This is a genomic window from Candidatus Poriferisocius sp. (assembly GCF_965219815.1).
Taxonomy (GTDB): domain Bacteria; phylum Actinomycetota; class Acidimicrobiia; order Acidimicrobiales; family Bin134; genus Poriferisocius.
Map to the genome: position 1 here is coordinate 792,297 of NZ_OZ244791.1, position 13,068 is coordinate 805,364.

The window sequence follows — 13,068 nt, forward strand, 5'->3', positions numbered from 1 at the left end:
CATCTCCTCCTCAGGAACGCTTGTACTCGGGGTTGCGCTCTTCGGCCCGGGCCGCTCGGAACTCTGCGAAGTCGTCCGAGCGGTTGATCAGCGTCTGGAAGGCGTACTCGTCGTTCATGGAGCTGCGCAGCCCCTCCATGGCCAGGTTGCGGATCACCCGGCGGGCAAGCTGCACCGTATAAGGCGAGTGAGAGGCGATCTTGGCGGCCATCTCCATCACGGTGTCGTCCAACTCCTCGGGTGCCACAATGCGGGTCACGATGCCGTGGGCCAGGGCCTCCTCGGCGCTGAGAACCCGGCTGGTGAGCACCATGTCGCTGACCAGGCCCGACCCGCAGATCTCGAACAGCCGTCCCATTCCGCCGGTGTCGGGGATCACCCCGTGGGTGAGTTCGGGGAGCAAGAAGCGGGCGCCCTCGGCCGCCACCCGGATGTCGCACAGCAGAGCCCGCTGGAACGAACCGCCGATGGCCCATCCCTGCATGGCCACGATGATGGGGGCGTCGATGTCCCAAACCTGCTGGATTCCCCGGTGGCCCCGCTCCATTCCGGCGTGGTGGGCGATTCCCATCTGACCGCCGCCGATGGCCGACACGTCGCGCCCCGAAGACCATGACTTGCCCTCGCCCCGCCACACCACGGCCCGGATGGACTTGTCGGCTTTGATCTCCCCCAGGATGTCGAACAGCGCCACGTCCATGTCGTCGTCGAAGGCGTTGTGCTTGGCGGGATTGTTGTTGGTGATGACGGCGATATGCCCGTCTACCGTGAGCTGTACTCGATCGTCGGCCATGCCCTCACCGTAACCGTCGCTCTTGCTTTGGGAAGAATGGGGCCGGTTTGGGTCACAATGGCGGCATGGCGATGAACCTGGACTTGGTGGGAGAGCGGGGCAAGCCCCATCAGCGGGGGTGGCTGCCCCGGGATTGCACGCTCTATGCGCTCAGCGTGGGGGCGGGGTTTGGCGATCTGGCCTTCGTGGGGGAACAGGCCGCCGGGCACCCCCAGCAGGTGTACCCCAGCTTCGTGTGCTCCGGGGGTCGGTCGGACAAGGCCAGCAGCGGCGAAGGTAATCCCATGTTCCGATACGGCGACTACCAGGTTCACCAGCTGGTACACGGCGAACAGGAACTGACCATTCATGGGGAAATCAGCACCACCGGGTCGGTGGTCAGCACAGGAACGGTGGTGGGCATCTACGACAAGGGCTCCGGCGCGGTGGTCCACGCCGAAAGCGAGTCGGTGGATGCCGCCACTGGTGAGCCGCTGTTCACCACCGGTTCCAAGCTGTTCGTGATGGGCGAGGGGGGTTTCGGCGGCGACCCCGGCCCCAAAACTCCACCCTGGGATGTGGGCGAAGCGCCTCCTGACGCCGCGGTGCACTGGCAGACCCTGCCGGTGCAGTCGCTGCTCTACCGCCACGGGGGCAACGACCCCAACCTCATCCACTATGACCCCACGGTGGCCGCGGCGGCCGGGTTTGACGGCCCCATCCTCATGGGGCTCAACACCTACGGCTTCGCTTGCCGGGCCCTGGTGGAGACGGTGTGCGGGGGCGACCCCCTGGCATTGGGCTCGATAGGCGGGCGCTTCGCCTCCCCCGGCTACAACGGCGACGTGCTCACCACCCAGATCTGGCGCGACCCCGCCGAAGAGAACGGAGTGCTGTTCCGAGTGGTATCCAACCGGGGCACCACCGTCTTCGACAAGGGTCGGGCCACGCTGCGGTAAGGAGCAGAAGGGAAACGCAATGAGCAGATTGGTAATCGACGCCGACGGGCACATCAGCGAGCCTCCCGAGCTGTGGGAGGAGTTCTGCGATCCGGATTTCCTGGCGTTCGCCCCTCGACGGGTGCTCGACAGCCAGGGTCGGCCCCGCACCTTCGTCGGCGGTGAGATGGTGCCCTACATTCCGTTCGACTCCGAGGCCTACGACAAAGAGCGCCCCAAGGGCGGCGTCGATCCCCACGCCCGGCTGGCCGACATGGACAGCGAGGGCATGGACATCTCGGTGATCTTCCCCACCACCGGGCTCATGTTCGGTGGAATCGCCGACGCGGCGGTGAACAACGCCCTGTGCCGGGCCTACAACGACTGGCTCCGCACCTACTGCAACACCGACACGTCTCGACTGCTGGGGGTGGCCGTGGTACCCCAGGTGGATCCGGCGCTGATGTTGGCCGAGGCCCGCCGGGCCATCGACGAGCTGGGGTTCGTGGCGGTGATGCTGCGCCCCAACGTCATCGCCGGGCGAACCCTCGACCACCCGGCTTACGACGGGCTGTGGTCGTTACTGGCCGACCGGGGAGTGCCGGCGGCCCTGCACGAGGGCACCACCCAGAACGTGCCCCAGTCGGGGCTGGATCGCTACGACAACTTCATGTTCCGCCACGTGTGCTCCCATCCCCATGAGCAGCAGATGGGGTGCTTGGAGCTGATCGCCGGCGGGGTGTTGGAGCGCCATCCCGATTTGCGGGTGGTGTTCTTGGAGTCGGGCTGCGGCTGGGTGGACCACTGGCTCGAGCGCATCGACGAGCACTTGGACTCCTGGGGCCACGCCTCAGCCCCGCTGGAGCTGAACGCCACCGAGTATTTCCAGCGGCAGTGCTTTATCTCCTGCGACCCCGAAGAGCGGACCGTTCCCGGCGTGATGGACTCGCTCGGCGACGACTGCGTGGTTTTCGCCACCGACTACCCTCACCCCGATGGAGTGTTCCCCGGCGTGGTCAAAGCCCTGTCCGACCGGGAAGACCTGAGCGAAGACCGCAAAGACAAGATCTTGGGCCTCAACGCCAAGCGGTGTTTCGGCCTCTGATCCAGTAGCGACCCCATGGAGCTCGAATCTTGGAGTGAGCAGAGCGAGCGCCTTTGGGAGCTGGCCAGCGACAACGGGATGCCGCGTCGGCACTTTCTGGCGCTCCTGGTCGCCGGTGGCGCCGCCGCGGTGGTCGCGGCCTGCGGGAGTGGCAGGTCGTCGTCCGTGCCCATTACCGGCAGCCTCGGCTCGACAGTTGATCCTGCCGCGCTGTTCAAAGACCCGTCGCCGTTCATTCAGCGGGGCGCATCGCTCGAGTCCCGTCTGGAGCTGATGCCAGGGCTGATCACCCCCAACGATCTGTTCTTTGTTCGCAACAACTCCTCCAGCGTGGATTTGTCGGTGGACGACTGGTCGCTGGTGGTGGAAGGCGATGCGGTTGAACAGCGTTTGGAACTCAGCTATGACGACATCCGCCGCCTGCCCAGGCTGTCGGTGACCGCATACTTGGAATGCGCTGGCAACCACCGGGTCATGTTCGACCGATTGCAGGGCCGGCCGGCCGACGGCACCCAGTGGGGACGGGGTGCAATTGGCAATGCCATTTGGGTCGGAGCCTCGTTGGCCGACGTGCTGACTCTGGCCGGGTTGGCCGACGACGCCGTAAGCGTGCTGCTAGTGGGGCTCGACGAGGATTCTCCCGAGGGAGGCTTCCAGCGCGTTCTGCCGCTCGAAAAGGCGCTGGATCCCGACACCATCCTGGCCTACGAAATGAACGGAGAACTGCTGCCCCGCGACCACGGATTCCCACTGCGGGCCATCGTTCCGGGCTGGGTGGGCAGCTCGCAGATCAAATGGCTGGGCCGGATCGTGGTATCTGCCGACCCTCAGTGGACCCGCAACAACACCACCTCCTACGTGCTGATCGGCGACGACTATTCGCCCGAGGGCGAGGCCCTGGGCCAGGTGGTGACCGAGCAGAACATCAAGAGCGCCCTGGCCCTGCCCTGGCCAGCTCGGCTGGACGCCGGCCCGCACGTCTTGAGGGGCTTCGCCCACTCACCGCACGGGCGCGTCTACCGAGTGCAATGGAGCGATGATGGAGGCACGAATTGGCAGGACTCCCGGGTACTCACCCCGCAGCCCCAGCACTCGTGGGTCCAGTTCGAGTTCGAATGGACGGCAACCGCCGGTGAGCACACCATCACCACCCGGGCCACCGACATCCAAGGCAACACCCAGCCCGATCGGGTCCCGTTCAACCAGAAGGGCTACCTGTTCAACCAGCCCCTACCGCATCCAGTACGGGTAACCGCCTGAGCTACAGACCCATGTCGTGGTAGTCGGGGACTTCGTAGCGGCCGATGGCTTCGGCTCGGCGGTGGAGGAGGGCGACGGTGTCCTCTATGTTTCGGCCGATGATGAATCGGCGCTGCTCCACGCAATCGACCACGAAGTTGCCGTGTTCCAACAGGTCGGCCACCTCGGGTTCCTCGCCCCGAACCTCGGTCAAGATGTCTTTGAGCTCTTGAAAGGTCATGCTGCGCCGCCCGGTGGCGTCGCCTACTCGGGCGAAGTGGTCCGGGCGGTTGCGCTGGGCGGTGAACAGGCCGGTGTCCAGCATGCCGCCCGACGGGTAGAGCACAGAGGCCCGCAGATCGCTGCCCTCCCGGATCAGGTTGATGTGCACGGTCTCGGTGAAGCAGCTCACCGCTGACTTGGAGGCGGCATACACCGAGGCGGTGGGCACGGGAGCGAAGCCGCCATCGCCCGACGAGGTGTTGATGATCTGTCCGGGCTCGCCGCCGGCCAGCATGCGGGGTACGAACTCGGTGGTGCAGATGGCCACGCCGAACACGTTGACGCTGAAGCACCACCGCCAGTCGTTGGGCTCCTGCTCCCAGGGCTTGCCACCCCCGCCCGAGGTGACCCCGGCGTTGTTGAAGAGCAGGTTGCACCGGCCGTGGGCGTCGTAGACGTGATCGGCCAGGTCGGCCACCGAGTCTTCGTCGGCCACGTCGGTGGCCCAACCTGACACTGGCCCCAGGTCGGACAGCTCGGCCACGGTGGCCTCGGTGGTGTCGGCCTCGATGTCGGCGATAACCACGGTGGCGCCGCGCTGCAATAGGGCAGTCACGATGCCCTTGCCGATGCCACCGGCCCCTCCGGTGACCACCGCCACCATGCCGTTGATGTCGAGACGCTCGGTTGGGGTGTCGCTGCTCATAGTTTCTCCTGTGTTTGGCTGTCCGGCTGTGGTTTAGCAGTTTCTGCCCCACACCACTAACGCTCAGTCGGCGTTGAGGGATTCCCGGACGATTTGGGCAGGGTCAGGGGGCTCGGCGCTGGGGGTGGTGACATCGATGTGGCTGATCGCGCCCGTCCAGCTGAACGGAGGCTGGTAGTCGTCGTTGACCGGGAAGCCGGCGTCGTGGCCGATGATCAGCCCGGTGCCCCCGTTCTGCCACGAATTGGGGAATGTGCGGTCGAGATCAAGTCGGGTAGCTACCTCTCCGTCCACCAGCAGCTCGACGATGCTTGAGGCCGGAGATGTTGGCTGATAGCGGCACCCCAGAACGGTGGCGTCAACGGCAACTGCGGGGGCGGCCAAGCGGTACTGGTCACCCGACAGGCACATGCCCAACACCAGGGCGCCGTCCAATCCGTAGAGGGCCAGGCCGCTGGTCCAGTCGCCCATCGCCCACAGAATGCCCTCAGCTCCGGTCGCCCCCACCGTCACCGAGGCTTCGATGGTGAAGCCCCGCACCAGCACTGGCATCACCTCGTCGGCCACCCGGCCTGCGCCCGGTCGATACCGGGCTTGGGCGGGGGGTGGGTAGGCCGGGGGATAGATGGCCGGCATCCGCCCGGCATAGCCGTCGTCGAGGGGCAGCACCCCGTAGCGCTCGGCCGCCGCCCACCAGGCCGATTCGAGCTCGGCCAGCTTCTCGGGGTGCTCAGCGGCCAGGTCATGGGCCTCGGAGAAGTCGTCGTCGAGGCGGAACAGCGCCCAGGTGTCGTCGGTGAACGAGCGACTCCCCTCCATAAGCGCGACCTCGTCGCCGTGGGCTTCGGCCACGTGGTCGGTGGTGGCCTTCCAGCCGTCCAGATACATGGCCCGCGACCCCTGGACTTCGAAGTACTGCTCCGATCGGGGAGAGGGGGCCTCGGCATCATCGAACGTGGCCGCCAGGCTGGCCCCGTGCATCGGCGTCTGGGCCACCCCGTCCACTGTCTCGGGAGCGTCCACCCCGCACAGCTCCAGCACGGTGGGGGCCAAGTCGATGGCGTGGCAGAACTGGGTGCGCACCTCGCCTCGGGCGGCGATGCCCGCGGGCCAGTGCACCACCAGCGGAGTGCGGGTTCCGCCCAGCCAGGCGTAGCGTTTCCACAGCCGGAACGGGGTATTGCCGGCCCACGCCCAGCCCCAGGCGTAGTGGTTGTAGGTGCGGGGACCGCCCAACTCGTCGAGCCATTCCAGGTTGGCGGCCACCGACTCGGGCAGGCCCTTGGTGAACCGGTGCTCGTTCACCGATCCCACATGGCCGCCCTCGGCACTGGCCCCGTTGTCGGAGCACAGCACCACCACGGTGTTGTCCAGCTCGCCGATGGCCTCCAGGTGGTCGATCACCCGTCCGATCTGGGCATCGGTGTGGGAAACGAACCCGGCATACACCTCGTGCATGCGGGCGAACAGCCGCCGGGCGTCGGCGTCCAGATCGTCCCAGGGCTGCACCCATGAGGGGCGCTCGGTGAGCGTGGTTCCCTCCGGCGAAATGCCCGAGGCCAACTGGCGCTCGAAGGCCTGCTCCCGCCACCGGTCCCACCCGTCGTCGAACATCCCCCGGTAGGGCTCCACCCATTCGGGCGCCACGTGGTGGGGGGCATGGGTGGCCACCTCGGCGTAGTAGCAGAAGAACGGCTTATCGGGGGCGGCGTGCTTCTGGTCGGTTATGTGGGCGATCGCTTGGTCGGCCAGATCGGCGCTGAGGTGGTAGCCGTCGTCATGGTGGGCCGGTGGTTTGATGTAGTGCTGGTCTCGCACCAGGTTGGGGGCCCAGCAGTTGGCCCCGCCGTGGAGCACCCCGTAGTAGCGCTCGAAGCCCACCCCGGTGGGCCACAGGGTGAACGGCCCGGCCGCGCTGCGCTCGCCTCGGGGAGCGAGGTGCCATTTGCCGATGGCCATGGTGCCCCAGCCGGCGTCGCGCAGGATGCGCGGCAGCATGGTGGCCGATGGGGGGATGCGGGCGGTGTAGCCGGGAAACCCCATGGTCATGTCGGACAGAAAGCCCATGCCCACCGCATGGTGGTTGCGCCCGGTCAAAAGGGCGGCCCGGGTGGGTGAGCACAGGGCGGTGACGTGGAAGCGGTTGTACGACAGGCCGCCCGCGGCCAGCCGGTCGATGTTCGGCGTGGCGATGTCAGCCCCGAAACAGCCGAGCTGGGCGAACCCGGTGTCGTCCAGCAGGATGACCAGCACATTGGGCGCCCCCTGGGGGGCTCGGGGCAGCTCCGGGGGCCGAGGGGTGGACTCGGCCACGGTGAGCCCGATGCTGGGGGATGGGGGCGGAGGGTCAGTCATAGCGGACCGGGGAACTAGCGCCGCGACCGGTAGTCACTACCGGGAATGGAGGCGAAGGGAAATGGCTCGGGCTGGCGACCCTTGAGCAGCGCGAAGCACTCGCCGGTGAGACCGGAGTCGAGTATGGCCATGGCGGCCTCGGCCACCTCCTCGGCGTCCATGATGACCATGCCCGCGGCTTCGAGGCGGTCGCGGTTGCCGCCGAGGAATCCGGTGCCCACGGTGGCCGGGCAGATGGCGTTGAGGTTGATGCCCTGCTTGGCAAGATTGGGAGCGGCGCTGCGGACGAGGGCGGCCACCGCATGCTTCGTCATGGAATAGCCCAAGTCCAGCGGGAGGGGGCTGAAGGAAGCCATCGACGCGGTTACCAGCACGTGGCCGCCACCGGCGGCTTCCAGCAGTGGCACTGCCGCCCGTAGGCCGAACACCACGCCGTGCTGGTTGACCCCGATGATGCGGAGATAGTCCTCGTCGCTCATCTCGGCAATGTTGCCCAGTCCCATCATGATCCCCGCGTTGAGGTGGGCCACATGCAGATGGCCTGGGTCGTCGGCCAGCTCCGCGGCCAATGCGGCCCAGGCCGAGGAGTCGGCCACGTCGAGGTGGCGGTACCGGCCGCCGATGTTATCGGCCACTTGCTGACCGGGTTCGTCGGCCACGTCGGTGCAGATGACGTGGGCGCCGGCCTCGGCGTAGCGGCGAGCGCAGGCTGCGCCGATTCCCGAAGCCGCCCCGGTGACCAATGCGATCTTTCCGTTGAGGTCCACGATCAGCCCTCCAATGATTTGGCGCCTTGGGCGAAGGCGTCCTCGGTGTTGAGGTCGTACAGGCCGTTTATGAACTGGAGCGGCGGCTTGGTGGTGTACTCCTCTTGGGCCCGGGTGGGCATGATCTTCTCCCGGTGGCGTAGGTCCCACATACTCTCGCACCGCCCGGAGTAATCGTCGGGCTGCTCCAGCATCCAGATGATGCCGTCGGCGGGCACCGAGGTGGGCTCCCAATCGGTCAGGTCGATGTCGCCCATGTTGGCCAGCGTGCCCTCGGAGGCCACCGGGATGTCGATCCGGAAGCAGTTAACGGCAATGCGGTCGGGGTAGAGCTGGCGGGCCAAGTCGGTGGTCATCCGCTCCAGGGCCAGCTTCGACATGCCGTAAGACATGAGGCCGGGAACCGGGCGCAGTGCGGCCTGCGACGACAGGCTGAGAATGCGTCCCCGTCCCGCGGCCCGCAGGTGGGGCAGGGCGGCCCGCACGGTGAGCAGCGGGGCCCGCAGGTTGATGTCCATGATGAGGTCGTAGCGCTTGAGGGGAATGTCCACCTCGCCCACGAATGTGACCGCGGCGTTGTTCACCACCACGTCGAGGCGACCCCAAGCCTCCACCGGGGCGGCCACCATGGCCTCGATGTCGTCGGCCGAGGTCAGGTCGGTGGGCACGGCCAAGGCCTCCCCGCCGGCGTCGATCACCGTCTCGACGGTCTCGTCGATGGTGCCGGGAAGCGGCTTGGGCGACGCCTTGGTAGACCGGGCCGCGCACGCCACCTTGGCCCCCTTGGCTGCGGCGGCCACGGCAATGGCCGCGCCCACGCCCCGACTGGACCCGGTGACCAGTACCACTTTCCCCGCGAGATCGAAGGGCTCAGACATCAGCGCTCCATGGCATGCGTCGCTACCCTAACGAATGACCAGTTCTCGGCTGGAGTGGATCCTAAATGGGCGAGTATCAGCATCTGACGGTGACGCCGGTGGGCGGCTGCATCGGCGCGGAGATTGGCGGGGTGGATCTCGGAGATGATCTGGCCGACGAAGTGGTGGCCGAGATCCGCCAAGCATGGCTGGCCCACCTGGTGGTGTTCTTCCACGACCAGCACCTGACCCTCGAGCAGTACTCGGCGTTCGCCCGCAAGATCGGAACCCCCGGCCGTTATCCCTTTGTGCCCGGATTGGCCGACCACCCCGAGATCATCGAGGTCAAGAAGCTGCCCCACGAAACCGTCAATTTCGGCGGCATCTGGCACACCGACACCGCCTACCTGGAGCGACCGCCGATGGCGTCGATGCTCTTGGCCCGGGAGGTGCCCGCCGCGGGCGGCGACACCGAGTTCGCCAACATGTACGCGGCATACGATGCGCTGTCCGAAGGGCTGAAGGAGTTTCTGCGGGGTCTACGGTCCGTGAACAGCTCGGCGATGGCCGATGTGTCCAAAACCCGAGAAGACCGCATTGCCGACGCCACCGAGGCCGGCCACACGTCAGCCGAGAGCTATGAGGCGGTTCATCCGGTGGTCCGCACCCACCCCGAGACCGGTCGGCTGGCGCTCTATGTAAACGTGGCCCACACCGCCCGGTTTGAGGGCATGACCGAACAAGAGAGCCAGCCCCTGTTGCGGTTCCTGTTCGCCCACCAGTCACGCTCGGAGTTCACGTGCCGATTCCGCTGGGCGCCGGGGTCGCTGGCCCTGTGGGACAACCGCTGCGCCATGCACAACCCCATCAACGACTACCACGGCCAACTCCGGGTGATGCACCGCATCACCTTCGAGGGCGACGAGCCCCGCTAGACGATCCGCCGGGTTGGCCCCGGAGGCCAGCTCAAACGATCCGCGAATCCGAGTCGGTGGGCCAGTAGCGGTCGCGCAGGTATCGCTTCATCAGCTTGCCGTTGGGGTCTCGGGGCAGCGACTGGTCGAAGTCCACTCCCCGGGGGCACTTGAAGGCGGCCAGCCGGTCGGCGCACCACGTCAACAAGGCAGCCTCGGTGTCGTCTCCGGCCCGGCTTGGCTCCACAAGCTGGACCACCGCCCGCACCTCCTCGCCCAGGTCGTCATTGGGCACCCCGATCACGGCGGCGTCGGCCACCTGGGGGTGCATGATGAGCGCATCCTCGATCTCCTGGGGGTAGATATTCACCCCGCCGCTGATGATGGTGTGGGCCACCCGGTCGGTGAGGTACAGGTAGCCCTCCTCGTCGAGGCGGCCCATGTCGCCCAGCGTCCGCCAGCCGTTGGGGTGGGCGGCGGCCGCGGTGCGCTCGGGGTCGTTGTGGTACTGGAAATCCCGCCCCCCGTCGAAGTACACCACCCCGACCTCGCCCGGCGGCACCTCAGCTCCGTCTGGGCCCACGATGTGTACCGGTTGCAGCGGCCGTCCCACCGAGCCGGGATGGGTCAGCCACTCCTCAGAGGTGATGGCGCTGTGGCCGATGTCCTCGGTGCCGGCGTAGTACTCGAACAAGATCGGCCCCCACCACTCGATCATCTGCTGCTTCACCTCCACCGGGCAGGGGGCGGCGGCGTGGATGGCCAGTTGCAAACTGGACACATCGGCGGCCTCGCGGACATCGGCGGGCAGCTTCAGCATGCGGGAGAACATGGTGGGCACGAACTGAGCATGGGTCACCCGGTGCCGGCCGATGAGCCGTAGGCAGTCGACCGGGTCGAACCGCTCCATGAGCACCACGGTGCCCCCCACCCGGTGCACGCACATGCAGAACACCAGCGGGGCGGAGTGGTAGAGGGGAGCGGGCGACAGGTACACGCTGGTGTAGTCCACGCCGTAGTTGCCCATTGCCAGGGCGGTCTGCACCGCGGGGTTGGCCGGATCACCGATGCCGGTCTGGGCCGTGGGCTTGCGGATGCCTTTGGGCCGGCCAGTGGTGCCTCCCGAGTACACCATCTCCCGGCCCTCGCCCTCATCGGCGATGGGCGCGGTGGGCAGAGGAGCGGCGGCCTCGGCCACGCACTCGAACCCGGCCACCGCGTCGGCGCCGGTGGTCAGGCGCACCGGCACCCGGGCCAAGTCCAGATCGGCCACCATCGGAGCGGTTCGACCCGACGCCACCACCGCGGCGGCGCCGCAGTCGTCCAGCACGGCCTGCACCTCGCCCGCAGTGAGGTGGTAGTTGATCGGCGTGTAGATCAGCCCGGCCAACTGTGCGGCCCACAACACCGCCATCGACTCCGGAGTGGTCTCCGACACGATGGCCAGATGGTCGCCTGACCCAAGGCCCCGATCCCGGAGAAGGTGGGCCAGCCGGTTGGCCTCCTCGTCCAGCATCCGGTAGGTGATCGCCTCGCCGGTCCGGCCCATGATCACCGCTGGGTGGTCGGGCGCCTGGGCTGCAAACCGACGGGGATGGAGCATCTCCGAGTCCATCGGCGGGACGATAGTTGCTCATGTTGTCCGAGGGGTTCTCGGCCGAACCCCGGCTATAGGGTGAGGCCAGCCTTGGGCAAACAGGGAGAATTCAGCCATGTGGCACGAAGAAAAGCTGTTGATCGACGGGGAGCTGAGGGCCGCCGAGGGGGGCGGCGTGTTCGAAACGCTTAACCCCGCCACCGAGGAGGTGCTCGGGGTGGCCGCCAACGCCACAGATGCCGACGCGGTGGCCGCGGTGGCCGCCGCCCGCCGGGCATTCGACACCACCGACTGGGCCACCGACCACGACTTTCGGGCTAAGTGCCTGCGCCAGTTCCATGCCGCGCTGGAGCGCCATCTCGAAGAGATGCGTGATCTCACCGTGGCCGAGGTGGGCTCTCCGGTGATGCTCACCTACGGCGGCCCGCAGCTCGAGGCCCCAGTGGCTTCGGTCAAGTGGGTGGCCGACATGATCGACGGCTACCAGTGGACCGAGGACCTCGGCGTGGTTGAGGCCTACGGGGGCAGCCACCGGCGGTGGATCGAGCGGGAGGCGGTGGGCGTGGTGGCTGCTATCACCGCCTACAACTTCCCCGTCCAGCTCAACCTGGCCAAGCTGGCCCCCGCGCTGGCCGCCGGCAACACGGTGGTGTTGAAGGGGGCGCCCGACACCCCGTGGTCGGCGCTGGCTTTGGGCCAACTGATCGCCAATGAAACCGACATCCCCCCCGGCGTGGTCAACATTTTGACCTCGGCGGAGAACTCAGTGGGCGAGGTGCTCACCACCCACCCCGACGTGGACATGGTGACCTTCACCGGCTCCACCGCCACCGGGCGAAAGATCATGGCCGCGGCCAGCGCCACGGTGAAGAAGACCTTTTTGGAGCTGGGGGGCAAGAGCGCCTACGTGGTGCTGGACGACGCCGATGTAGAAGCCGCCGCCGCCATGAACTCGTTCATGATCTGCACCCATGCCGGCCAGGGGTGCGCCATCACCACCCGAATGCTGGTACCCGCGGCCATGGCCAACACCGCGGTCGAGGTGGTGGCGGCCACGCTGGCCAACATCCCCTACGGCGATCCCACCGATCCCTCCATGATGATGGGACCGCTCATCAACTCCCGCCAGCGCGACAAGGTCCACAAGCTGGTGACCGACGCCATCGACCAGGGGGCGAAGCTGGTAACCGGCGGCAAGCGGCCCGATCACCTGCCGGTGGGCTACTACTACGAGCCCACCCTGCTGGCCGGCGTGGGCGAGAACGACCTGGTGGCCCAGGAGGAGGTTTTTGGGCCGGTGCTGGCCATCATCGGTTATGAGGGAGGCGACGACGAGGCCGTTCGGATCGCCAACAACTCCATCTACGGCCTGTCGGGCGCGGTGAACAGCGCCGACCCGGGGCGGGCTCGGGCCGTGGCTCGACAGATCCGCTCGGGCACGATCAGCGTGAACGGCGGCCTGTACTACGCCCCCGACGCACCTTTCGGGGGCTACAAGCAATCGGGCATCGGCCGGGAGATGGGCGTGGCCGGATTCGAGGAGTTTCTGGAGATCAAGACCCTGGCCGAGCCGGTGGCGTAGGCGGGTAACGGGTC

At 67.3% G+C, this 13,068-nt stretch carries 11 protein-coding genes; 5 read left to right on the forward strand and 6 right to left on the reverse strand.

Features of this window, described 5'->3' with window-relative positions; translation table 11 throughout:
- Window positions 1-10 precede the first annotated feature (10 nt).
- Window positions 11-793 carry an enoyl-CoA hydratase/isomerase family protein gene (locus ACOQPI_RS03870; RefSeq protein ID WP_420618387.1) on the reverse strand — a complete coding sequence of 261 codons (783 nt, stop codon included), beginning with the start codon at window positions 791-793 and terminating at the stop codon, window positions 11-13.
- A gap of 65 nt (window positions 794-858) precedes the next feature.
- Here ACOQPI_RS03870 and ACOQPI_RS03875 point away from each other — a divergent pair, with 65 nt between their 5' ends.
- From ACOQPI_RS03875 to ACOQPI_RS03885, 3 genes are read left to right on the forward strand one after another with little or no spacing between them, the layout of a single operon-like run.
- On the forward strand, window positions 859-1,731 hold the full coding sequence (locus tag ACOQPI_RS03875; RefSeq protein WP_420618388.1) for a MaoC/PaaZ C-terminal domain-containing protein: 873 nt from the start codon (window positions 859-861) through the stop codon (window positions 1,729-1,731).
- Window positions 1,732-1,750: 19 nt separating this feature from the next.
- Window positions 1,751-2,815, forward strand: a complete 1,065-nt coding sequence (locus ACOQPI_RS03880; RefSeq protein WP_420618389.1) for an amidohydrolase family protein — start codon at window positions 1,751-1,753, stop codon at window positions 2,813-2,815.
- Window positions 2,816-2,830: 15 nt separating this feature from the next.
- Window positions 2,831-4,075, forward strand: a complete 1,245-nt coding sequence (locus ACOQPI_RS03885; RefSeq protein ID WP_420618390.1) for a sulfite oxidase — start codon at window positions 2,831-2,833, stop codon at window positions 4,073-4,075.
- Between the two features lies 1 nt (window position 4,076).
- Here ACOQPI_RS03885 and ACOQPI_RS03890 read toward each other — a convergent pair whose 3' ends face one another.
- The 4 genes from ACOQPI_RS03890 to ACOQPI_RS03905 form a co-directional block, all read right to left on the reverse strand.
- A complete protein-coding gene (locus ACOQPI_RS03890; protein ID WP_420618391.1) occupies window positions 4,077-4,982 on the reverse strand; it encodes an SDR family NAD(P)-dependent oxidoreductase in 906 nt (301 codons plus the stop codon).
- Window positions 4,983-5,045: 63 nt separating this feature from the next.
- Window positions 5,046-7,337, reverse strand: a complete 2,292-nt coding sequence (locus ACOQPI_RS03895) for a sulfatase-like hydrolase/transferase (protein ID WP_420618392.1) — start codon at window positions 7,335-7,337, stop codon at window positions 5,046-5,048.
- A gap of 14 nt (window positions 7,338-7,351) precedes the next feature.
- On the reverse strand, window positions 7,352-8,104 hold the full coding sequence (locus tag ACOQPI_RS03900) for an SDR family oxidoreductase (protein WP_420618393.1): 753 nt from the start codon (window positions 8,102-8,104) through the stop codon (window positions 7,352-7,354).
- Between the two features lie 2 nt (window positions 8,105-8,106).
- Entirely contained in the window at window positions 8,107-8,982 is an 876-nt protein-coding gene (locus ACOQPI_RS03905; RefSeq protein WP_420618394.1) for an SDR family NAD(P)-dependent oxidoreductase, read from the reverse strand.
- Between the two features lie 65 nt (window positions 8,983-9,047).
- On the opposite strand from ACOQPI_RS03905, the gene ACOQPI_RS03910 reads away from it, so the two are divergent.
- The gene (locus ACOQPI_RS03910; protein ID WP_420618395.1) at window positions 9,048-9,896 is read left to right on the forward strand and encodes a TauD/TfdA dioxygenase family protein; all 849 of its coding nucleotides are present in this window, start codon (window positions 9,048-9,050) and stop codon (window positions 9,894-9,896) included.
- A gap of 31 nt (window positions 9,897-9,927) precedes the next feature.
- On the opposite strand, the gene ACOQPI_RS03915 is transcribed toward ACOQPI_RS03910, so the two are convergent.
- On the reverse strand, window positions 9,928-11,490 hold the full coding sequence (locus ACOQPI_RS03915; protein ID WP_420618396.1) for an acyl-CoA synthetase: 1,563 nt from the start codon (window positions 11,488-11,490) through the stop codon (window positions 9,928-9,930).
- A gap of 97 nt (window positions 11,491-11,587) precedes the next feature.
- Between ACOQPI_RS03915 and ACOQPI_RS03920 the strand changes: the two genes are divergently transcribed.
- Window positions 11,588-13,054: an aldehyde dehydrogenase family protein gene (locus ACOQPI_RS03920; protein ID WP_420618397.1), complete on the forward strand. Its 1,467-nt coding sequence runs from the start codon at window positions 11,588-11,590 to the stop codon at window positions 13,052-13,054.
- Window positions 13,055-13,068: the final 14 nt, after the last annotated feature.